The organism is Paenibacillus sp. PK4536 (assembly GCF_028594455.2).
GTDB classification, from domain to species: Bacteria; Bacillota; Bacilli; order Paenibacillales; family Paenibacillaceae; genus Saccharibacillus; species Saccharibacillus nuruki.
On the sequence record NZ_CP126313.1, the window covers coordinates 3,169,224 to 3,193,507 of the forward strand.

Consider the following 24,284-nt stretch of genomic DNA (forward strand, 5'->3'; position numbering starts at 1 on the left):
TGTGGAATTGCAGGTGATATCGTAATGAATACAGTACATTTATCTTATCCATGGCCTGAAGATGTAGTGAAACATGCTTCCAAACCACAAGTACTTGTGATTGGACAGTTTGACGGGCTTCATCTTGGACATGCAAGTGTGATTGATCACGGTATTCGTCTAGCTAGACGACTGGGTGTTCCTGCTTCTGTGATGACTTTCAATCCTCATCCCAAAGAAGTGATGGGAAAAGGCGATTATGAAGGTTATCTTACACCGCTTGCAATGAAGGAAGAATTGTTGCGTGCGATGGGTGTAGATACATTATATATCGCTGAATTCAATCATGCTTTTTCACAGGTCACACCACAGCAATTTTATGAACAAATGTTATGCCCATTACAAGTTCATACGGTAGTGGTCGGCTTTGATTTCCATTTTGGATACAAAGGCGAAGGGAATCCAGATCTACTACGTACATTGGGTGAAAATGTATTGTCTGTAGAAACAGTTCCTGCTTTTTTATTAGAAGGAAATAAAGTAAGTAGTTCGGCTATTCGTGGTGCTTTGCGAGAAGGCAATGTCGCTCATGCGTATAAGCTATTAGGTCGTCCTTACCAGATTCGTGGTAAAGTGGTTGATGGTGATAAGCGTGGACGTACGATTGGATTCCCGACCGCTAATCTAGAACTGGATGGAAATTATGTAGTGCCGTCTTCTGGAGTATATGCAGTTCGTGTACTTGCTGAAGGGGCTTGGCGTGCTGGTGTTATGAATATCGGATACAAGCCTACGTTCCAAACAGGAGAGACACGACCTAGTTTCGAAGCTCACATTCTTGATTTTCAAGGCGATCTCTACGGACAGCATCTAGCTGTGGAATTAATAGATTATATTCGTCCCGAGCAGAAGTTCAGCGGAATTGAAGAGTTAGTTACTCAAATTCGTAAAGATGCAGACGGTGCACGTTTATTATTATCGAATCTTGATCATGAATCATAAGAATACCGTTGATATTTAATATCGACTTATGCTATACTAATCAACGTTGTCATTCTAATAAATGACAGTCTTCAAAACCTTGGCTTGGTTATACGATCTCACCGTCGATAACGAGGCTAACGGTTATTATGAATTACACTATTAGGAGGTGAATAGGATGGCATTAACACAAGAACGCAAGCACCAATTGATCGAAGAGCACAGAACTCACGAATCCGATACAGGATCTGTTGAGGTGCAAGTCGCTATCCTTACTGAGAACATTTTGAATCTGCAAACGCATTTTCGTGCTCACAAGAAGGATCATCATTCCCGTCGTGGATTGTTGAAAATGGTTGGTCAACGTCGTAAGCTTTTGGCTTACATCAAAAAGACTGACGTTAAACGTTATAGTGCATTGATCGAAAAATTAGGTCTTCGTCGCTAAAATTAAAAAGTATGTCCAAAGCAGCCTGGTTGTTCAGCCGTATGGTCTTTTCGGAGCCGACGGTGACGGCCGGGTTGCTTTTTGTAAGTAGAGGTATTTTTGCAATTTTTATACTTATTAGTGATCATATAAGCATAGAGTCTAGCGGTGAGATTTCCTGGAAGCAGGGAATCATCACCTTTTTATAGAATACAAATAATGGACTTAAAAAAGGAGGAATTTCATGGAACAGCGAGTTGAAATGCAGCTCGGAGGAAGAACGCTGACATTTGAAACAGGTCGTTTAGCTAAACAAGCAAATGCAGCAGTTATGGTACGTTACGGTGATACAGCAGTTCTATGTACAGTAACGGCATCATCAGGTCCTAAAGACTTAGACTTTTTCCCACTTACCGTAAACTACGAAGAAAAATTATATGCAGTAGGTAAAATTCCAGGCGGATTTATCAAACGTGAAGGTCGTCCAAGCGAGAAAGCAATCTTGGCAAGCCGTTTGACAGACCGTCCTATTCGTCCGTTATTCCCTGAAGGTTTCCGTAATGATATTCAGATTGCGAACCTTGTTATGAGCGTGGAGCAAGATTGCGAGCCTCAAATTGCAGCAATGATCGGTACTTCAGCAGCATTGAGCATTTCTGATGTTCCTTTTAACGGTCCTGTAGGTAGCGTAGCAGTTGGACGCATCGACGGTCAGTTTATTGTGAACCCAACAGTAGCTCAACAAGAAGTAAGTGATCTTTATCTTGTGGTTGCAGGAACAAGAGAAGCGATCATGATGGTTGAAGCAGAAGCGAACGAAATGCCTGAAGACGTTATGTTAGAAGCGATCATGTTTGGTCATGACGAAATTCAACATATCGTAGCAGCGATTGAAGAACTTGTAAGCAAAGCTGGTAAACCTAAAATGGAAGTTAAACTTCATACGGTGGACAGTGATGTGAATGCAGCAGTACGTGAATATGCTCAAGCTCGTTTGGTTGACGCTGTACGTGTAGCTGAGAAACAAGCTCGTCAAGATGCTATTGATGTAGTTAATGATGAAGCTGTAGCCTTTTTTGAGGAGAAGTACATAGAGACTCCTGACCTCATGAAGGATGTTAAAGAAATATTGCATGATATCGTAAAAGAAGAAGTACGTCGTCTGATTACTCATGAAAAAGTACGTCCAGATGGTCGTGGTTTAGCTGAAATTCGTGCGATTGAGTGTGATGTGAACTTACTACCAAGAACTCACGGATCTGGATTGTTTACTCGTGGACAAACTCAAGCATTGAGTATTTGTACATTGGGTGCACTTGGAGACGGACAAATCTTGGATGGTATCGCACCAGAGTCTTCTAAACGCTTTATGCATCATTACAACTTCCCTCCATTTAGCGTAGGTGAAGCTCGTCCACTCCGTCCACCAGGTCGTCGTGAAATCGGTCACGGTGCTCTAGGCGAACGTGCATTGATGAAAGTTATTCCTTCTGAAAAAGAATTCCCATATACGATTCGTCTAGTGTCTGAAGTATTGGAATCCAATGGTTCAACTTCACAAGCAAGTATCTGTGCAAGTACGCTTGCGATGATGGATGCGGGTGTACCAATTAAAGCTCCTGTAGCCGGTATTGCAATGGGTCTTATTAAAGATCAAGAGCATGTATCGATTCTAAGTGATATCCAAGGTATGGAAGATCATTTAGGAGATATGGACTTTAAAGTAGCAGGTACGGCTGAAGGTGTAACAGCTATTCAAATGGATATCAAAATTGATGGAATTAGCCGTCAAATTTTATCGGATGCATTGTCACAAGCACGTGAAGGACGTTTGTTTATTCTTAGCAAAATGATGGAAATCATTCAAACGCCAAGAACAAGCCTTTCTGCATATGCTCCGAAAATTATGATTATCAATATCAATCCAGACAAAATCCGCGATGTAATCGGACCGGGTGGTAAAATCATCAACAAAATTATTGATGAGACTGGCGTAAAAATTGATATCGAGCAAGATGGTCGCGTATTTATCGGTTCTTCGGATGAAGCGATGATCAAACAAGCTCAAACGATGATAGAAAACTTAGTGCGTGAAGTGAAAGTTGGCGAAACGTATTTAGGTAAAGTAAAACGTATTGAGAAATTCGGTGCATTTGTAGAAATTATTCCAGGTAAAGATGGACTGGTACACATTTCTCAACTCTCTACAGAGCGTGTAGCTAACGTAGAAGATGTTATTGCTATCGGTGATTCGATTACGGTTAAAGTAACTGAAATTGATAATCAAGGTCGTGTAAATCTTTCTCGCAAAGCAGTACTTGTTGCTGAAGGAACAGCTAAAACACAATCTTAAGTTCATGTTTTGCTATTTATTTAGCAATGCTGAGATAAAGTAAACAATTCAAAGAGCCAGAAGATTTTATTCTGACTCTTTTTTTGTAGGATTTTATTTTAAATACTAAAATGAGTACGTTAAAGATAGATCTACAAGCTCTGCACATATAGCGAAGTCTTGAGCGGTTTTTAAAAGTCTGGTAGGATAGGTATGCATTTATCGAATGGGAGGCCCTCGCATGGAACGAGTTCAACTACACAATGGTCTACGAATAGTTATGGAAAAAATGCCGACCTTCCGTTCTGTCACGATTGGGATCTGGATCAAAACAGGTTCACGTTATGAAAATTTAGTGACCAATGGAATTTCACATTTTATCGAGCATATGTTATTTAAAGGAACAGAGCGCTTTGATGCGCAAAAGATTGCTGAAGTATTTGACGGTATCGGTGGCGATGTGAATGCTTTTACCGCCAAAGAATATACATGTTTTTACGCTAAAGTATTAGATGAGCATTTATCCATCGCTGTCGATATTTTATCGGATATGTTTTTCAACTCATTGCTTGATCCGGAAGAATTGAAAAAAGAAAAAAATGTTATTCTTGAAGAAATTTTAATGTATGAAGATGATCCAGATGATCTGGTACACGATCTAGTCACGATGTCTTCGTATGGGGATCATCCATTAGCTTATCCTATTTTGGGAACCGAAGAACGTCTTCATCCTATGGGTAGTGAAGAGCTTAGAGCCTATATGAAAGAACATTATACAATCGAAAATACAGTGATCAGTGTCGCTGGTAATATAGACGACAGTGTGATCCCTTTGTTGGAGAAACATTTCGGTGCTTTTGATAATCATGGAACCAAGCAAGACTTAACCATACCTGCTTTTGCAGGCGGGCAGATTTTTCATAAGAAAAAAACAGAACAAAATCATATCTGTATGAACTTTCCTGGTGGTAAAATAGATGATCCACGGTATTACGCTATGGTGCTTCTGAACAATACGCTGGGCGGAGGCATGAGTTCACGTCTTTTCCAAGAGATTCGTGAAAAAAGAGGATTGGCGTATTCGGTCTATTCTTATTATACAGCTCATGCAGATAGTGGATTATTTACGATCTATGCAGGAACAGCACCGAAGCAGACCAAAGACGTTTTTGAATTGACACATGCTCTGTTACATGATGTCAAAGTCAATGGCATTACTGAACAAGAGTTATATCAAGGGAAACAACAACTGAAAGGCAGTCTTGTATTGAGTCTTGAAAGCACAAGCAGTATTATGAATCGTCTGGGCAAAAATGAAATTATGCTTGGCAAACACAATACAGTCGATCAGACATTACAATATATTGAAGAAGTGACGATGGAAGATATTCGCTCGGTGATTGATGATATGTTTGCAGAGCCTTATGCGCTGGCAATGGTAGGTCATTCTGAACGAAGTCTTGCTCATGTTAGGAGAGATGAACTTGTCTATTAATGTTGAAATTATGGCTTTACCCGGCAGTGAAGGATTAGAATTACCCCGCAAAATGTCTGAACTGGCTTCTGGATTCGATCTGTATGCTGCGGTAACAGAGCCGATGGTATTAGAACCAGGCAAAAGAGCATTGGTACCAACAGGACTAGCATTAGCGATGCCTGCTGGACTTGAAGCACAGATTCGCCCACGTAGTGGACTTGCGTATAAGCATGGAATTACATGCCTCAATACACCGGGTACGATTGATGCAGATTATCGCGGAGAGATCAAAGTGTTGTTGATCAATTTGGGTGAAGAAGCTTTTGCGATCGATCGTGGTGAACGTATAGCACAAATGGTATTCCAGATTGTACCTGAAGTGGATTTGATTGAAGTACAACAATTATCAGAAACAGTACGCGGTGTTGGTGGTTTTGGACATACAGGAACGAAGTAAAGCTTTACATGATTAAAATGTTTTTGCGAAAACAGTTGAAAGATGTAACAGGGAATGATATTATTTCTACAATTATTGCAGAACACTGAAATTATAATCCAGTGAAAGCTGGCTAAAAGTTGACGGTAGTCTTTGCGACTGCCGTTTACGTTTACATTCAGATGTAAATGAACTTTTTGAAATCGAAGGGGAGAGATATGCCAGATGTCTAATCAATCGTTTAATGTAGCTGTCGTAGGAGCGACAGGAGCAGTGGGTCAACAAATCGTAAGATTGCTTGAGGAACGAGATTTTCCGGTAAAAACATTGAAGTTATTGTCTTCTGCGCGTTCTGCCGGTAAAAAGGTGCTCTTTAAAGGTCAGGAAGTTACAGTAGAAGAAGCGACACCGGATAGTTTTGACGGTGTACATATCGCTTTATTTAGCGCAGGAGGAGATATCAGTAAGGCACTCGCTCCTCACGCCGTCAGACATGGCGCTGTATGCATTGATAATACAAATGCTTTCCGTATGGACCCCAATACCCCTCTCGTGGTTCCTGAGGTCAATAGTGACCGTATAGCAGATCATAACGGTATTATTGCCAACCCTAACTGCTCTACAATCCAGATGGTTGCAGCACTGAAACCACTTTATGATCGTTATGGTATCGATCGTATTATCGCTTCGACGTATCAAGCGGTATCTGGAGCAGGGAATCAGGCGATTGATGAATTGAAGCGTCAAAGCAAATCGGTACTTGAAGGCGAAGAAGTGACTCCGGATATTTTGCCTGTAGGCTCATTACCGGTCAAACACCAAATTGCTTTTAACGTGATCCCTCAAATCGATAAATTTCAGGACAACGGATATACATTGGAAGAAATGAAAATGGTAAATGAAACGAAAAAAATTATGGAAGATGAGTCGATCCATGTAACGACAACTTGTGTACGTGTGCCTGTTGTCTATGGTCACTCGGAATCTGTATATGTAGAATTAAAACAAGATTATGATCTAGATGAAGTGAAAACATTGTTGCAACATGCGCCAGGTATTACTTTAGTTGATGATCCAGCGAATCAAGCGTATCCACTAGCTACAGAAGCAGCTGGAAAAAATGATGTGTTTGTAGGACGTTTACGTCGTGATCTAGGTCATGAACGTGGTTTGAATATGTGGATTGTATCTGACAACTTGCTTAAAGGTGCAGCTTGGAACGCCGTGCAAATTGCCGAGATTATTGCAGCAAAAACACCAGCAATTAGCTAACGGAGGCGCATAGTTATTATGTCTACTGTGGTAGAAAAGCAAAATATTTTAGTGCAGAAATTTGGAGGAACTTCGCTGTCTACACCTGAAGCGAGGGTCCATGTACTTCGTCATATCAAACGCGAGCTTGCCGAGCAGGTCAAGCTCGTAATCGTAGTTTCAGCGATGGGACGTAGTGGTGATCCTTATGCCACCGATACATTGCTTGAAAGTACTGTACTTAACGGCAGTATCCCTTCTCCACGTGAACGTGATTTGTTAATGGGATGCGGAGAAATGATTTCGGCAGTCACGTTAAGCGGTATTTTAAACAGTGAAGGAATCGCTTCGATTGTTCTGACTGGAGCACAGGCTGGATTTATTACCGATGATAATTTTGGAAATGCACGTATTCTTGCTGTACGTCCAGATCGTGTGAGTCGTGAACTGGATAGTGGCAAAGTCGTGATCGTTACAGGATTTCAAGGACAAAGTGAAGCAGGAGATCTCACCACATTAGGACGTGGTGGAAGTGATACTTCGGCTACAGCTCTTGGAGCAGCACTACATGCCGATATGGTTGATATCTATACTGATGTTAATGGTATATTGACGGCTGATCCACGTATTGTAGAAGATGCCAAGCCACTTGCTTATGTTAGTTATAACGAGATTTGTAATATGGCATATCAAGGTGCCAAAGTGATTCATCCTCGTGCTGTAGAGATTGCAATGCAAGCTCAAGTGCCTGTACGTGTACGTTCTACATTTGCAGATACAGAAGGCACACTTGTTACACAGTCTGAACGTTTTGCAGATACACCAACAGGTGTTGTTGATCGTCTGGTTACAGGAATCGCTTATGTGAATAACGTTACACAGATTACAGTCGGTCAACAAGAAGGTGTCGAACATCTTCAATTGAAAGTGTTCCAAGCCATGGCTGAAAATAGTATTAGTGTTGATTTTATTAATGTAACGCCATTTGGAGCTGTATATACCGTATTTGATAGCGAAGCAGAACGTGCACTTGCAGTATTAGAAGAAATGGGTCTGCAACCTACAGGATTATCAGGTTGCGCAAAAGTTTCTGTGATCGGCGGCGGAATCAATGGAGTACCTGGAATTATGGCTCGAATTGTAGCTGCTTTGACAGGACAAAATATTCCGATATTGCAATCAGCCGATTCGAATACAACCATATGGGTGCTTGTGAAAAAAGAAGATATGGTGCAAGCTGTTCGTGCACTACATTCTCAATTCCAATTGCATCTATAATCATGTGCTGAATACAGGTCATCGGATAGCTCCGTATTTGAAGGAGGAAATAGAGTGGTAGACTTTGGAAGATTAATGACAGCGATGATTACCCCTTTTAATGAACAAGATGAGATTGATTGGGATGCTACAGCAAGATTAATCGATTATTTAATTGATGTTCAAAAATCAGAATCATTAGTAGTATGTGGTACAACCGGTGAATCGCCTACACTTAGCGATGAAGAAAAACTGCAAATGTTTGAGTTTTCGGTTAAACATGCAGCAGGACGATGTAAAATTATCGCTGGAACAGGTAGTAATGAGACACGTCATTCGATACATTTGACCCGGGAAGCTTCCAAATTAGGCATAGACGGTGTATTGATTGTGGTTCCTTATTACAACAAACCTAATCAAGCTGGTATATATGAGCATTTTAAAGTGATTGCTCAAGCTACAGAACTTCCGGTTATTATGTACAATGTTCCAGGTCGTACAATTACAAGTATGTCTGTAACAACAACACTTAAGCTTGCCGAAATTTCCAATATTGTTGGAACCAAAGAATGTGCTTCACTTGAACAAGTTACCCAGATTGTTGCTCATGCGCCAGAAGGCTTCCAAGTCTATTCAGGTGATGATTCTTCAGGTTTACCTGCTCTGGCTGTAGGGGCTCATGGTATTATCAGTGTAGCTAGTCATGTGGTAGGTGCAGAGATGACTGATATGATCGAAGCTTATCTTGCAGGTCGTCCTGTAGAAGCAGCTAAGCTGAACCAAAAGCTGTTCCCTATTTTCAAAGGGTTATTTGAAAGCCCTGAGCCGCTTCCTAATCCATCTGCGGTGAAATATGCACTATCTAAACGTGGCTTTGGTAATGGTAACGTTAGACTGCCATTATTACCGCCTACCGATCAAGAACAACAATTTATCGATCAATTATTTGTATAAAGTAGATGATCGATCATATAATCGTTCTAGACATAAAAAAGTTGCTCTTAATTAGGAGCAGCTTTTTTATTTTTAAAGCGATAAATTTTTACGCATACATAAGAAGCTAGAAATAAAATATTGGAAATGAATAGATAAAATTTGAATGAAACAGGGCAGTTTATAAAGGCTTTAGCAGACTCAAGCAAACATGACTTGTGTTTTTGTTTTTTAATCATGTATAATAATCTCAAGTGACTGGGTGCGGTATAAAGAAATAGAGGTTTGCTGAATGGGTACTTTGTCAGGCAGAGTATTTGTGCAACTCAGCAGACGGTCAACGAACCGATAAAGCTTTCGGGTGCTGATTCCTTGCGGAATCGAAACGGTTTGATAGATATCCGTTTTGAAAAAGGAACCCACCTTTATCGAAAGTTTTGTAATTATTGTATATACACATTAAATTTGTTTAAAAATATTTAGTAATACGTCCAATACTTATAGGAGGTCTAGATAACATTGTCGAAAAAAACGAATAACGAAAAACTGACGATCTTTGCTTTGGGCGGCGTTGGTGAAATTGGTAAAAATATGTACGTCATTCAATATGGTAATGACATTGTCGTAATTGATTCAGGTCTTAAATTCCCAGAGGAAGATATGCTAGGGATCGATATCGTTATCCCTGATATTTCATACCTTACAGAAAACCGTGACAAAGTACGTGCTATCATTTTGACGCATGGTCACGAAGATCATATCGGTGGTTTGCCATATGTATTGAAACATTTAAATGTACCTGTATACGGTACCAAATTAACGATTGGATTAGTGGAGAACAAGCTGAAAGAAGCAAATCTGCTTGGCGAAACTAAACGTATTCTGATCAATGAAGATTCAGAGCTTAAATTAGGTAACACCCTCACTGCTACATTCTTCCGTACGAACCATAGTATTCCTGATTCTGTAGGTGTATGTGTCGCTACTCCAGAAGGTAACGTTGTACACACAGGTGACTTTAAATTTGATCATACGCCTGTAAATGGTGAATTCGCTAACTTGCAACGTATGGCTGAAATTGGTAGTAAAGGTGTTCTTGCACTACTATCCGATAGTACAAATGCTGAAAAACCAGGCTTTACACCTTCAGAACGCAATGTAGGTATTGTGTTAGAAGATATTTTCCGTAAAGCAACACAACGTGTAGTTGTCGCTACATTCGCATCTAACGTTCACCGTATTCAGCAAGTAGTTAACGCTGCTGCTGCAACAGGTCGTAAGATCACAGTTATCGGTAGAAGTATGGTAAATGTAGTAGGAATCGCTTCTGATCTTGGATACCTTGAAATTCCAGATGGTATGATTATCGAGCCAGAAGAAGTCAACAAAATGGCAGCAGATCGTGTAGTTATCCTGTCTACAGGAAGTCAAGGCGAGCCGATGTCAGCACTTACACGTATGGCCCGTTCGACACACCGCAAAGTCGATATTTTACCGGGAGATACTGTTATTATTGCAGCTACACCTGTACCGGGTAATGAAAAATATATCGGACGTACGATTGATGAATTGTTCCGCTTAGGTGCAAATGTTATCTACAGTGGTTCTAACTCAGGCGTCCATGTATCAGGACACGGATCACAAGAAGAGCTTAAATTAATGCTTAACTTGATGAAACCGAAATTCTTTATTCCTATTCATGGTGAACACCGTATGCAACGTAAACATGCTTTACTAGGTGAAGCTGTAGGTATTGCTCCAGAAGATATCTTTATGATTGATATTGGTGATACTGTTGAGATTCAAGGTGGAGTAGCACGCAAAGCCGGTAAAGTCACTTCTGGTAACGTGTTAATCGATGGATTAGGCGTAGGTGATGTAGGAAATATCGTTCTTCGTGATCGTAAACTATTGTCACAAGATGGTATCCTTGTTGTTGTCGTAACGCTTAGCAAGCAAGATGGACAGATTGTATCTGGACCAGACATCATCTCTCGTGGATTCGTATATGTTCGCGAATCTGAAGGATTGCTGGATGAAGCGAACCGCATCGTAACAAGCACATTGCAACGCTTAATGAGCGAACGTGTTAATGAGTGGGCTTCACTTAAAACAAGTGTTAAAGACTCTCTTGGTCGTTTCTTATATGAGCAAACGCGCCGTAGACCTATGATCCTTCCGATCATTATGGAAGTCTGAGTTCATGAAATATAGAATAAACGGGTAAGAGGCAACCAGTCGCCCCCGTTCATCACATGGTATATTGGACGGTCCCATGTGATGAACGGGGGTTTTGCGTTTTTTTTAGAGAGCGAAATCGTCTCAATTTGCTTGGTATATGATATAATAGTGCATCGGAGGTGGTGACAGATGGCGAAGCCTACAACAACCCAGAAATCCAAGTCAGCGCAAAGTTCACCACGAAAAAAAGTGGTGTCCAAAACTTCTTCAGCGACTCGGAAAACAACAACGACAACCAAGCGTAAACCTGTTGCTCGGAAGCGAAATACCAAAGCTAAAGTATCCGCTTGGGCGACATTAAAATATGAAGTCTATGGTATTATTTTGATTACATTTTCGGTGATTGCGTTATCCAGACAAGCCGCAGTGGGTGAATTTCTGCATTACATAACAGCCTTTATTTTAGGCAAAGTCTATTTCGTATTACCTCTGGTAGGTATTTATATTGGACTGGCTATTATGCTAAGACGAAAATGGCCACGAGGATGGAACGGCAGATTATCTGGATTGGTATTATTGACCTGTGCAGCTACACTGATCAGTATTTTAATGTATGTGCCAGCAGAACAATTAACTTTGTTGCCAGCAAGGCAAACAGCAGGTGGTTATATTGGTGCTGTCCAGATGTGGTTATTTATGATGTTGTTCGGCGTGATCGGAACGAAACTTATTGCTACGGTTATGGTAATTATCAGTCTGATGCTGATTACTCAGTTGTCGGTCGCTGATCTAGTACAACGTATTCGTTTGCATGTTAGACAATTCTCTTCATGGAGTCAGGAAAAGATAGAACTGATGCAGATTGCCAAAGCAGAACGTCAAGAAGAACGTGAACTGCAAGCAGCAGAAGCAGCAGAGATGGAAGCTTATGAAGATGAGCTAGAAGACGAAGAAGAGGAAGCACAACGTACCAAGTCTAGTCTTTTTCCTTGGAAACGTAAGCGTCAAACCGAAGAAGCGGAAGAAAATCAATATGCTGCGATTGATGCACAGTATGAAGAAGCAGAAGCTAGACTTGCAACCGCATCTGTTGTGACTGCTATGCCTACTCGATCGAAAAGTCGATTATCTGCAAAAACCGAGCTTGATGAACAAGCTAATCTATCGACTTCACCTGCTGTAGCATCTACGCCAGAAAGTGATATTTGGGATAATGTAGATTCCGAAGGATCACTAGCTGAAAAGCCTCCGATTATCCGTGACTTTTTTGCACAAATGCAGTATGAACGTGGAGAGCAGAGTGAAGAAGAATACAATAGCGAACATGCGACTACAGATCATTTATCAACAGATATAGAAACAGAAGCTTTAACAGCTATTCTTCAGGCAGATCAGAATGAACAGGCAGTCATGCCGTTGCATCTGGTAGAAGAAGATCTAACCAATACAGATGCAGAATCAATAGAAGCTGAGACTAATAACCCTGTAGAAGATCAGCAGAGTTCCGGTATTGCTTCAGGAGTAATAGAAGGTAGCACGATCGTGCCTCCGCCTGTACCACAGCCTAAGCCTTACAAATTGCCTTCATTTGCTTTATTAGCGAAGCCGAAGAATATTAGTACTGCTAATGATCAAAATGACTATATGGTGATTGCACGTAAGCTAGAGACTACACTTGAAAGTTTTGGAGTACGTGCCAAAGTCGTTGAAGTCGTTCGTGGACCGGCAGTAACCCGTTATGAACTGCAACCTGATGTAGGTGTCAAAGTAAGCCGTATTGTAGGATTAACCGATGATATTGCATTAGCACTGGCTGCTAAAGATATTCGGATGGAAGCACCGATTCCAGGTAAAGCCGCTGTAGGGATAGAAGTACCGAATAACGAAGTAGCGATGGTTACTATGCGTGAAGTGATGGAAACTTCGATTTTCCAAGAGTCAGAAGCCAAATTGTCTATTGCTTTCGGACGAGATATTGCAGGACAGACGATTGTAGGGAACTTGGCTAAAATGCCCCATTTACTTGTAGCTGGAGCCACAGGTTCAGGTAAATCTGTATGTATTAATGGTATTATTACAAGCATCTTGTACAAAGCGAAGCCAGATGAAGTCAAATTCTTAATGGTCGATCCTAAAATGGTAGAGTTGAATATTTATAATGGGATTCCGCATCTGTTAGCACCGGTCGTGACTGATCCCAAACGTGCTTCATTAGCACTGAAAAAGATCGTTGTCGAAATGGAAAAACGGTATGAGTTATTTTCCAAATCAGGTACCCGTAATATGGAAGGCTACAATAATCTGATGAAAGATAATCCAACGGCTGTTTTACCCTATATCGTGGTAATTGTCGATGAGTTAGCCGATCTGATGATGGTTGCTGCTGGAGATGTGGAAGATGCAATTGCACGTTTAGCACAGATGGCACGGGCAGCAGGTATTCATTTGATTATTGCAACTCAGCGTCCTTCAGTCGATGTTATTACAGGGGTCATCAAAGCTAATATTCCTTCACGGATCGCATTCGGTGTGTCTTCACAGATCGACTCACGGACTATTCTGGATATGGGTGGAGCGGAGAAATTGCTTGGTCGCGGGGATATGCTATTTATGCCTGTAGGTTCTTCCAAACCGACTCGTGTACAGGGAGCCTTTATGTCTGACGAAGAAGTAGAAGCGATTGTTGCCTACTGTCGTGGTCAAGGAGATGCCCAGTATGTAGAAGACTTGGTTCCTGAAATCGACGATACGGTGAATAACATGGATGAACAATTGGATGAATTGTATGATCAAGCTGTGCAGATTGTAGTAGAAGGTAAGCAAGCTTCGGTATCTCTATTACAACGACGCATGAGAGTAGGGTATACTCGTGCAGCACGTCTAATCGATTCTTTAGAAGCTCATGGAATTGTAGGTCCTTATGAGGGCAGTAAGCCTCGTGAAGTCTTGATTACGATTGAGCAATATCAGCAGAAGTTAGCTAGCAATTCATAATCGATGTAGAACAGGTAGTGCAAGAGGTGATCTATCCCAGAGTGGATTTATCATCTCATCTACCCTTAATAATAAATAAAAAGAAGCGCCACTCCTAAGTATTAGCGAGTAGCGCTTCTTTTTTATGCGTATTAGATGTTCAACGAACGAAATCTTATGAACCGTTGTAACGCTCTAAAATACTTGTTTTGTTGGAGCTATCATACACAAATCCATAAATCTTTTTGTTCATATTGCTATACGCGCTATCAATTTCTTCAGCAACGCTATTGAACAATGTATTGGTTTGGTATGAAGTTAATGAATTCCAATCACCTTTGTTAGCATAGATACGGAATACGATTTCTTCATCGTTGTCGTTAGACAATTCAATCGACAATTTAACACCTTTGTACGTACCAAAGTCGTTATTCAATGTAGTTTGAACTGTACTTAGATCAACATTTGAACCAATAATGATACTGTTACTGCTATTGGTTGAGAAAGTTAGCAACTTAACAGAGTTTTTGGTAACTACGGTTCCTGTTACTGTAGCTTCATCATAAGTGCTGTTGTCATGAATAGCATCTACGATATTTTGTAATAATGTTCTGCGGTTCGAAGTAGACAAATCGTTCCATACACTTTCAGTGACTTTGATATTCACTTTCAATTTGTCTGAATTACCTGTTAATTCAATATTAGCACTTGTACCTTTGTAATCAGCATAAGAATTGTTAAGTGTTGTTTGTAACTTATTCAATGTTGTGCTGTTTGAATTGGAGTTCGTATTATTGTTTTTCAAATCTGTAATTTGAGTGTTTAAGCTTGTGATTTGCGCTTGCAATTGAGCAATCGTTGTATCTTTTGTAGTGTTTTGCGCTGTTGCTGTATTCAATTGCAATTGTAGATTTTGGATTTGAGAATTTAACGTATCTACAGTTGTTTGAGGCACTTGAGTTGTTTTGTCAGCTACATTTACGATTTTGTTCGTATTGTCCCAAGTTACTTTTTTATCAAATACATCACCCATCATACGAAGTGGAATGTATGTAGTACCGTTAACCATGAAAGGTTCTTGGCTAGCATCTACAGTCACTTCTTGGTTGTTGTAAATGACTTTAATGTTGTTGTACATCGCTTTGAGTTGCTTGGTCGCTTGAGAAGCATATGTGCTATTTACAAAAATACTGCCGGAAATAGCAAGAGCGGACACAGTAGCAATAATCACAGGTTTTTTTCTTAGTTTCATGTTGTTCGTCGAGCTCCTTTTTTTCTAGATTTGGAGATATACTTTTTTACTATACGCAATCTAAAGTATGACCCCTTGATAATACTGCTTGTTTTGCCAGATAGACTGAGCATGACCATTCCTCATATAGTATGACGAAGTGTATCCAAAATATGTTGCTTTAAATCTGCTGATCTCCAGAAATTCGACATCAGACCGTCTATATTCCTTCATCAGAGACTAAATTTTATCACAGATGGAGGGGTGAAAGAAACCCAATGGCTTTTTTGAATACTTTGACTCATATAGCGCTATAACGAAATACCTGTCATCTCGTTTGCTTCTTGTATTTCGATTAGTATAAAATAAGTAGAGTTAGAGTATCACCAAATTGGCTTGATAAAGGAGTTTTGACGTTGAATAAGACCGGATTCGAACGCGGTGAAGTGAATGGAATACGTGTACATGTAATGCCAACGACACGATTCAAAACATTTGCCGTTTCACTTTATATGGGAACCCCCCTTGCAGAAGATACAGTTACTCCTACAGCTTTGATTCCTTTTATTTTGCGTAGAGGAACAGCCAAGTATCCAGAAACAACACAATTTCGTGAAGCTTTAGAAAATATGTATGGTGCAGGCTTTGGATTTGACGTATATAAAAAAGGCGATTATCAAATGGTGCAATTCCGTATGGATACGATCAATGATTCGTTTGTATCCGCAGATGAGTCGCTGTTAAAACAAAGTATTTCGTTTTTAGGCGATGCAGTGACTAATCCTGTGCTTGAAAATAATGCATTCCGTGAAAAATATGTGACTGCTGAGCGTGAGAATGTTCGTAAACGCTTAGAGTCTGTAGTGAATGACAAAATTCGTTATGCAGCTGAACGTTGTATTCAAGAAATGTGTAAAGATGAGCCTTACCGCTTAAATGCACTGGGTCAACTTAGTGATCTAGATCAATTGAACGGTGCTAACGTCTATGAACGCTACCAGCAATGGCTTGAAAATAGCACGATGGATCTGTATGTGGTAGGCGATACTACGTTAGATGAGGTTCTAGAGCTTGTAAGTAGTCAATTTGCTCGCAAAACCAATACCTTACATGCTTACAAAATATCTATTCCACGTTCTGCTGGTGCAGAAGTTAAACATATTGTTGAAAAAATGGAAATCAGTCAAGGTAAACTGAACATGGGATTACGCACACCGATTACTTATGGAGATAACCGTTATGCATCTGCATGGGTAGCAAACGGTATTCTTGGTGGATTCCCTCATTCCAAATTGTTTACCAATGTACGTGAAAAAGAAAGTCTAGCGTACTATGTCGGTTCACGATTTGATCCTTACAAAGGAATTACTACGATCCAATCAGGTATTGAAATACAGAACTTTGATAAAGCACTAAATATTATCAAAGAACAATTGGCTATTCTGCAAGCTGGTGAAATCAGTGAATCAGAGATCAGTCAGACCAAAGCAATGATTCGCAACGATTTGTTAGAATCTCGTGATTCTGCTTATCAAATGATCGGTTATGATTTCAATGGACGTTTTGCAGATAAAGATCGTCCGGTAGAGCAATTGTTGTCTGAAGTAGAATCGGTTACAAAAGAGCAGATCCAGACTGCGGCAAGTGTTTTGACACTGGATACGATTTATTTCCTTACGACAGAACAGAAGGAGGCATAATTATGGAAAGCATCCGCTATGAGCGTTTACAAGAAACATTATATTTCGAAACAATGGATAACGGACTACAAGTATATGTGCTTCCCAAAGAAGGATTTCAAAAAACATATGCTACATTTGCAACCAAATATGGCTCTGTAGATAATCATTTCCAAGTAGAAGGACAAGAAGAAGTTAAAGTACCTGATGGTATTGCTCACTTTTTGGAGCATAAAATGTTTGAAGAACCTGATGGTGTGGATGTATTTTCTAAATTTTCAGTTAAAGGAGCTTCTGCTAACGCATTTACTAGCTTTGAGCAGACTGTATATTTATTTTCAGCAACAGAACAGATTGAAGATAATCTAGAAACATTGTTGAATTATGTACAGAATCCTTATTTTACCAAAGAAAATGTAGATAAAGAAAAAGGTATTATCGGTCAAGAAATTCAAATGTATCAAGATAATGCAGACTGGCGTGTGTATTATGGATTGCTTGAAGCTATGTATCAAAAAAATCCATTACGCATCGATATTGCAGGTACGATTGAATCGATTAGTACGATAACTAAAGATACATTGTACGAGTGTTACAACACGTTTTATCATCCTTCGAATATGATGCTATTCGTAGTAGGTGGAGTTGATCCTGCTACAGTTATGGAGCAAGTACGTTCGAATCAAAAAGCGAAAGATTATCAACCACAAGGTGCAATCAGTCGTTTCTTTGAAGAAGAACCTGTAGCTGTAGGAGAAGCATGGCACGAAGTTCGCTTGCCTGTATCAGAGCCTAAATGTCTACTAGGTCTAAAAGAAGTCAAAAATGGTCTTACAGGTGAAGCTCTACAACGTCGTACATTAACAACCAAGCTGATGCTCGATCTATTGCTAGGAAACAGTACGCAGTTGTACCAGACTTTGTATGACGAAGAATTGATTTCAGATGATTTCGGAAGTGATTATAGCAGTACAACCGAATATGGCTATTCGATGATGGGTGGAGATACCCGTGATCCTAAGCTACTTGTCAAACGTCTGCAAGAAGAGATTAATAAAGTGGTTGCTACTGGCTTTAGTCAAGATGCATTTGATCGAGCTTTACGTAAAAAAATCGGTGGATACTTGCGAATGTTAAATTCTCCAGAAAGTATTGCACATGAATTTACACGTAATCGTTTCCGTGATAGTGACTTCTTTGATATTCTTCCTATCTACGAATCATTAACGGTTGAAGATGTAAATGCTCGTTTGCGTGAACATATGAACTGGGATCAGCTAGCTGTCTCGGTGGTTGTTAGTCCGTGAATCAGTCCCCATCTGTAGCAGCAAGTAGCAAGCCTTTTTCACAAATGACCGTCTTGGTTACAGGGGCAAGTAAAGGGATAGGGGCTGCGACAGCCAAACGGTTTGCGATGGCTGGAATGAATGTCGCTGTTCACTATCGTAGTTCGCATGAAGAAGCGAATGATGTAGCTCGTGTCTGTCTGGATTACGGTGTGAAAGTACTGACTATTGCAGCAGATTTACGCAGTATGGAACAGATTAAGCGGATGCGTGAGAAGTTGGAACAGCATGACATGTTGCCTGATATTCTGGTAAATAATGCAGGTATCGCTCATTATGGAATGTTGACTGATATGACAGAACAAGATTTCGATGATGTGATTGCTACCAATCTCAAAAGCGTTTTTCTTTGTACTCAAGCTTTTATGCCGCATATGATCCATCAACGGTATGGACGTATTATTAATGTGTCGAGTATCTGGGGGATCACAGGCGCTTCTTGTGAAGTGTTGTATTCAGCAAGTAAAGGTGGAATCAATGCTTTTACCAAAGCGTTAGCCAAAGAGCTAGCGCCCTCTGGTGTGACTGTGAATGCGATCGCGCCGGGTGTAGTGCGTACAGAGATGATTGCTCATCTGGAACCTTCGGAAATTGAATCGTTGGAAGAAGAGATTCCAGCAGGACGAATTGCTGAACCAGATGAAATTGCTTCGATGGTTTACTTTTTGGCGTTGCCTGAATCGGGATATATGACGGGACAAGTAGTCAGCCCGAATGGTGGATTTTTGACTTGAGGTTGTTAAGGACGTAAGATATTTAATACGATGAAGGAGCTTCTATATTTAGATATAGAAGCTCCTATTCATATCATGATATAATCGTGTAGTTTGAGTGATGACGAAGTTGTTACTGTCTGCTTCTTGCCTTTCTATTTTATTTTATATATCATTAACGTGTTAATGACTTTGCATTGAACAGCAGAAAAGGGTCGGAGTTCGTACAGACTATCTGCTTTGATGACTATATAGTAGCACCGTTGTAAAAATAAATGTTTGATCCATCGACATAGGATTCGAGCTATAAAGTATTCATGCGATAGAAAGGTTAGAGGTGAACGTGGAACTAAAACAGTGGTATTTGGAGTACAGGATACATAAAAATCGTCCTGGTCTATTGGGAGATGTGGCGTCTTTATTGGGTATGCTGAATGTTAACATTTTGACCATTAATGGTGTAGAGGGTAAGACCCGTGGTATGCTATTAGAGACAGATGATGATGAGAAGATTCGTTTGCTTGGCGATATGCTCGCTAAAGTGAGCAATATTACAGTGACGGCTTTACGTCAACCCAAGCTTGTTGATATTCTAGCTGTACGTCATGGACGTTATATTGAGCGTGATTCGGATGACAAGAAGACATTCCGTTTTACAAGAGATGAACTGGGCTTGTTGGTTGATTTCCTTGGTGAAATATTTAAGCGTGAAGGCAATCAGATTATCGGTTTACGTGGAATGCCACGTGTTGGCAAAACAGAGTCGATTATCGCAGGTAGCGTATGTGCGATGAAACGGTGGACATTTGTATCTTCGACTTTGCTTAGACAAACGGTACGTAGTCAATTATCTGAAGAGGAGAACAATCCAAACAACATCTTTATTATCGATGGGATTGTGAGTACGATTCGTTCCAATGAACGTCATCACCAATTGCTTCAAGATATCATGGCGATGCCAAGTACCAAAGTGATCGAACATCCCGATATTTTTGTGCGGGAATCTGATTATGAGTACAGTGATTTCAACATTATTATTGAATTGCGCAACAATCCGGGAGAAGAGATCGTCTATGATACATTCACGGAAAGTTATGCGGATGATATATAAAAAAAGTCAAAAACATTATAACCAGGAGGTAATAGTATGTCAGATCTAGGTCGGCAGTTAAGGGATGCCCGCCTTGCGAAAGGTTTATCACTTGATGATGTGCAAGAAATGACCAAAATACGTAAACGCTATTTGGAAGCTATTGAAGCAGGAGATTTTAAAGTACTTCCAGGCAGTTTTTATGTACGTGCATTTATTAAAACGTATGCGGAAGCGGTAGGTCTTAGTGCGGATGAGTTGTTACAAGAGCATCAAGACGATGTTCCAGAGACCGAAACAGAAGCAGTGATGGAACCGGTAGTGCAACAAAGGCGAGCGGCAAGAAGAACATCTTCAGGATCGGGACGAAGCGGTAAATGGTTATCAACAACATTGATGTGGATATTCCCATTATTGATCGTCGTATTGGTCTACATTTTCGTAGTGCGTACAGATAACGGTGCTCCTGAAGTGGCAACAAATAACAAAGGTCAACAACAAGAGACAACACAACCAACGACCACGACACCACAGGCAACAACTAAACCGGAAACAACAACGCCAACAACTCCAGAAAGTACAACGACAACACCACCGACTGGAGCAGGTACAGATCAAGAACAATCTACACCTGAAGCAACGGGTACGGATGAAGAAGCTACAGATCCTACAACGACTACAGATACAGCTTCTCAACCTGTGATTACACAAGCAGGTAAAGAAGGCAGAAACACTATTTTTAATGTGAATTACACAGGTACGACACCGCTTAAAGTAAGTATCAAAGCAACGGGTCAAAGTTGGCTTGAAGTATACAAATCAGCAGATTCTAGCGGAGAACGTTTATTTTTCAATAATACGGAAAGTGGACAAGACCTTTCTTACGATCTAGCGGATACAGGATTATATATCAAGTCTGGTAATTCTCCAGCTACCGATATTACAATCAATGGACAACCGATCACAGATGGTAAAGCAACTTCACGTATTGTTTTGAAATTAGTGAAAGAAGCTCCGGCTACAGAAACTACGGATTCTACGGGTACATCGACAGATTCTTCTACAGATGCGACAACAGATGAATCGACGACTACAGAGACAAGCGGAAATTAATGGTTAGTCACACAAAAAAGGACATACCTTCAAGCTGCCATTAGACAGCAGATTAAGGATGTCCTTTTTGTGCCATTAGACTTGTAACAACATATATTCTATAATTTTACCTAAAAGGGGGAAATCACATGGCAGAGAGTTCATTCGATATTGTCTCGAAAATGGATATGCAAGAGATGACAAATGCGATTACGCAAACAGAGAAAGAATTAGCAAGTCGTTTTGATTTTAAAGGAAGTAAAAGTACTCTAACGTTAGAAAAGGAAACATTAGTTGTGGTTTCTGATGATGATTATAAGTTAGGTGCTTTGATTGATATTTTGCAATCCAAAATGCTCAAAAGAGGATTGCCTATCAAAAATATAGACTATGGAACAATAGAGTCTGCGTCGATGGGAACGGTTCGTCAACGACTCAAATTAAAACAAGGTATTGATCAAGAAAACTCCAAAAAAATCAATACGTTAATCCGTGATGCAAAATTGAAAGTGAAAAGTCAGATTCAAGGCGATCAGATTCGGGTTACCGGAAAGAATAGAGATGATTTGCAAGCAGTAATCCAATTGCTTCGCAAAGCAGACCTTACTGTGGATCTTCAATTCACGAATATGAAATAAATCAGGTATCACCATGGTTGTGATCGAATTGATGGAGGCAGTAAAAAGATGAAACAAAAGATGCAGGCGGGAGCAATTACATATCATTGGTTCGCTGTTGAAAATAGATGCAGTAAGGAGGATACACAATGAATTTACCTAACCGCATAACGCTTACCCGTATTTTCTTAGTACCGGTGATGATGTTGTTCCTGCTCGTTAATTTTTCGTTTGGAGAAGGGCTTTTAAAAATTGGAGCATCTTTTGAGGTTAGTTACAACGATCTTATTGCGGCTTTGATCTTTATTATTGCAGCAAGTACAGATGGCATTGATGGACATATTGCACGTAGTCGTAATTTAGTCACCAATCTAGGGAAGTTACTTGATCCTTTGGCTGATAAATTATTGGTATCTGCGGCATTGATCTCATTGGTGGCTCTTGGTAAATGTGAAGCATGGATGGTTGTGATTATCATTAGCCGTGAATTTGCAGTAACAGGACTTCGTCAAATCGCATTATTGGATGGCAAAGTCGTTGCAGCTAGTAATTGGGGCAAAGCCAAAACGATTACACAAATTATAGCGATCTCTGCTTTAATGATCAATAATTTCCCATTTGCTTTACTAGGTATTCCATTTGCGGAGATTATGATCTGGGCAGCTACACTAATCACAATCTATTCCGGTATTGATTATTTTGTCAAAAATAAATCGTTACTTCATTTTTCCAGTTAAAATAACCTGTTTCTGTTCATCAGAAAATAGGTGATATAACAAGTAATATAGTGTAAGCGGCGATAGGGTTTTCTCTATTGCCGCTTACTTTTGCCATAGTCACAGTACTTTGTATTCATTTCGAAGCATTTACATCACAGAGCAACCCTAATAATAAGGAGGCACTTGTAATGAAAGCAGAAATTATCGCAGTAGGTACAGAACTATTACTAGGTCAGATCACTAATACGAATGCCAGATATTTATCTCAACAATTATCCTATATGGGAATAGATGTTTATTATCAGACTGTAGTAGGAGATAACTTAAATCGACTCAAACAAGCGATTGAACTTGCAAGCAGTCGCGCAGATGTTATTTTATTTTCGGGCGGAATTGGACCTACTCAAGATGATCTGACCAAAGATGCATTAGCTGAAGTTTTAGGAAGATCAATCTATATTGATCCAGCTTCTATGGAGAAAGTCGCTAGCTTTTTTGAAGGCAGAGACATTACAATGACTGAAAATAATCGTCGCCAAGCTCTTGTGATTGAAAACAGTCATGTGCTTGCTAATTCTACAGGATTGGCTGTAGGAATTGCGATTGAAGATAAAGAGAAATATTATATCGTTCTACCAGGACCTCCCAAAGAATTACAACCGATGTTTGAAAATGAAGCGAAACCTTGGCTTCTTGAGCATGTGCTCACAGATGAACATCCTATTTATTCAAAAATGCTTAAATTTGCAGGTATTGGTGAATCTGCTCTTGAAGATGCATTAATTGATCTGATCAGTGCTCAGAGTGATCCTACGATTGCACCTTATGCCAAAGAAGCAGAAGTGACTATTCGTCTGACCACCAAAGCAGCTACAGAAAAAGAAGCGATGACCAAGCTGAAAAATATGGAAGCTCAGATTCGTGATCGTTTGCCTAATCATATGTATGCTGATCAAAATATAAGTATAGAAGAACAAATTTTATTAATGATGACAGGTATGAAGTTAACCCTAACTGCAGCAGAAAGTTGCACAGGGGGTCTACTGATGCAAAATCTAACTCTTATTCCGGGAAGCGGAAATGTATTTCTGGGTGGAGTCGTCTGCTATTCCAATGAAATGAAAGAAAAAATGCTAAATGTCCCTCATGAGTTACTAGAAGGCGAGAATGCTCCAGGAGCAGTTAGCCCAGAAGTAGCAGAAGTGCTAGCGGATGAAGCTAGAAAAACATTAGATACAGACTTTGCTGTATCGATTACCGGTGTAGCGGGTCCAGGTTCTTCGGAACGCAAACCTGTAGGTTTGGTATATGTAGGGCTAGCAGAACGCAATCAACCTACACAGGTATTTGAATTGAATATCCGTGGTAATCGTGAATCGATCCGTGTTCGGGCTGCCAAAAGTATCCTGTACCGTTTGTGGCTTCGTTTAAGTGAACTTCAGAAGGAATCTGTAAAATAGTACACTTTAAATAAAACAACCTGCATCAGACGTACAAGAGCCTATGAAGCTTATTGCAATTCCTACGTCTGTTATGCTAAAATAACCGTAGACGGAAGAACCGCAGCAAA

General features: G+C 40.1%; 19 protein-coding genes. 18 read left to right on the forward strand and 1 reads right to left on the reverse strand.

Annotated features, from left to right (window positions below):
- Positions 1-24: 24 nt before the first annotated feature.
- The 10 genes from PO903_RS14325 to PO903_RS14370 all read left to right on the forward strand — a co-directional run bounded on the left by PO903_RS14325 (position 25) and on the right by PO903_RS14370 (position 14,248).
- Positions 25-981, forward strand: coding sequence for a bifunctional riboflavin kinase/FAD synthetase (locus PO903_RS14325; RefSeq protein ID WP_137222739.1), 957 nt, complete (start codon positions 25-27; stop codon positions 979-981).
- 157 nt (positions 982-1,138) lie between these two features.
- Positions 1,139-1,408 carry a 30S ribosomal protein S15 gene (gene rpsO, locus PO903_RS14330; RefSeq protein ID WP_069327334.1) on the forward strand — a complete coding sequence of 90 codons (270 nt, stop codon included), beginning with the start codon at positions 1,139-1,141 and terminating at the stop codon, positions 1,406-1,408.
- Between the two features lie 223 nt (positions 1,409-1,631).
- The gene (gene pnp / locus PO903_RS14335) at positions 1,632-3,740 is read left to right on the forward strand and encodes a polyribonucleotide nucleotidyltransferase (RefSeq protein ID WP_069327333.1); all 2,109 of its coding nucleotides are present in this window, start codon (positions 1,632-1,634) and stop codon (positions 3,738-3,740) included.
- Between the two features lie 220 nt (positions 3,741-3,960).
- Positions 3,961-5,214, forward strand: a complete 1,254-nt coding sequence (locus PO903_RS14340) for a M16 family metallopeptidase (protein WP_273593738.1) — start codon at positions 3,961-3,963, stop codon at positions 5,212-5,214.
- Positions 5,198-5,653, forward strand: a complete 456-nt coding sequence (gene dut / locus PO903_RS14345; RefSeq protein ID WP_502921647.1) for a dUTP diphosphatase — start codon at positions 5,198-5,200, stop codon at positions 5,651-5,653. The genes PO903_RS14340 and dut overlap by 17 nt, the downstream gene beginning before the upstream one ends.
- Positions 5,654-5,857: 204 nt before the next feature.
- Positions 5,858-6,904, forward strand: a complete 1,047-nt coding sequence (locus PO903_RS14350; RefSeq protein WP_069327330.1) for an aspartate-semialdehyde dehydrogenase — start codon at positions 5,858-5,860, stop codon at positions 6,902-6,904.
- An 18-nt stretch (positions 6,905-6,922) separates the two neighbouring features.
- Positions 6,923-8,161 (forward strand): aspartate kinase, encoded by a 1,239-nt coding sequence (dapG, locus tag PO903_RS14355; RefSeq protein ID WP_273593740.1) that lies wholly within the window; start codon positions 6,923-6,925, stop codon positions 8,159-8,161.
- A 54-nt stretch (positions 8,162-8,215) separates the two neighbouring features.
- Positions 8,216-9,094, forward strand: a complete 879-nt coding sequence (gene dapA, locus PO903_RS14360) for a 4-hydroxy-tetrahydrodipicolinate synthase (RefSeq protein ID WP_137222743.1) — start codon at positions 8,216-8,218, stop codon at positions 9,092-9,094.
- 498 nt (positions 9,095-9,592) lie between these two features.
- Positions 9,593-11,272, forward strand: a complete 1,680-nt coding sequence (locus PO903_RS14365; protein ID WP_069327328.1) for a ribonuclease J — start codon at positions 9,593-9,595, stop codon at positions 11,270-11,272.
- Positions 11,273-11,443: 171 nt separating this feature from the next.
- On the forward strand, positions 11,444-14,248 hold the full coding sequence (locus tag PO903_RS14370; RefSeq protein ID WP_273593741.1) for an FtsK/SpoIIIE family DNA translocase: 2,805 nt from the start codon (positions 11,444-11,446) through the stop codon (positions 14,246-14,248).
- A gap of 154 nt (positions 14,249-14,402) precedes the next feature.
- On the opposite strand, the gene PO903_RS14375 is transcribed toward PO903_RS14370, so the two are convergent.
- The gene (locus PO903_RS14375) at positions 14,403-15,479 is read right to left on the reverse strand and encodes a stalk domain-containing protein (RefSeq protein WP_273593742.1); all 1,077 of its coding nucleotides are present in this window, start codon (positions 15,477-15,479) and stop codon (positions 14,403-14,405) included.
- A 395-nt stretch (positions 15,480-15,874) separates the two neighbouring features.
- Between PO903_RS14375 and yfmF the strand changes: the two genes are divergently transcribed.
- The 8 genes from yfmF (at position 15,875) to PO903_RS14415 (ending at position 24,174) form a co-directional block, all read left to right on the forward strand.
- A complete protein-coding gene (gene yfmF, locus PO903_RS14380) occupies positions 15,875-17,158 on the forward strand; it encodes an EF-P 5-aminopentanol modification-associated protein YfmF (protein ID WP_069327326.1) in 1,284 nt (427 codons plus the stop codon).
- Positions 17,159-17,160: 2 nt separating this feature from the next.
- Complete coding sequence (gene yfmH / locus PO903_RS14385; protein ID WP_069327325.1) at positions 17,161-18,444, forward strand: EF-P 5-aminopentanol modification-associated protein YfmH; 1,284 nt, start codon at positions 17,161-17,163, stop codon at positions 18,442-18,444.
- Between the two features lie 44 nt (positions 18,445-18,488).
- Positions 18,489-19,217 (forward strand): elongation factor P 5-aminopentanone reductase, encoded by a 729-nt coding sequence (gene ymfI, locus PO903_RS14390; RefSeq protein WP_069327451.1) that lies wholly within the window; start codon positions 18,489-18,491, stop codon positions 19,215-19,217.
- Between the two features lie 322 nt (positions 19,218-19,539).
- A complete protein-coding gene (locus tag PO903_RS14395; RefSeq protein ID WP_069327324.1) occupies positions 19,540-20,307 on the forward strand; it encodes a DUF3388 domain-containing protein in 768 nt (255 codons plus the stop codon).
- 36 nt (positions 20,308-20,343) lie between these two features.
- Positions 20,344-21,399: a helix-turn-helix domain-containing protein gene (locus PO903_RS14400; RefSeq protein ID WP_273593743.1), complete on the forward strand. Its 1,056-nt coding sequence runs from the start codon at positions 20,344-20,346 to the stop codon at positions 21,397-21,399.
- A gap of 128 nt (positions 21,400-21,527) precedes the next feature.
- Positions 21,528-22,016 carry a YajQ family cyclic di-GMP-binding protein gene (locus tag PO903_RS14405; RefSeq protein WP_069327322.1) on the forward strand — a complete coding sequence of 163 codons (489 nt, stop codon included), beginning with the start codon at positions 21,528-21,530 and terminating at the stop codon, positions 22,014-22,016.
- 128 nt (positions 22,017-22,144) lie between these two features.
- Complete coding sequence (gene pgsA / locus PO903_RS14410) at positions 22,145-22,732, forward strand: CDP-diacylglycerol--glycerol-3-phosphate 3-phosphatidyltransferase (protein ID WP_069327321.1); 588 nt, start codon at positions 22,145-22,147, stop codon at positions 22,730-22,732.
- Between the two features lie 170 nt (positions 22,733-22,902).
- On the forward strand, positions 22,903-24,174 hold the full coding sequence (locus PO903_RS14415; RefSeq protein WP_273593744.1) for a competence/damage-inducible protein A: 1,272 nt from the start codon (positions 22,903-22,905) through the stop codon (positions 24,172-24,174).
- Positions 24,175-24,284: the final 110 nt, after the last annotated feature.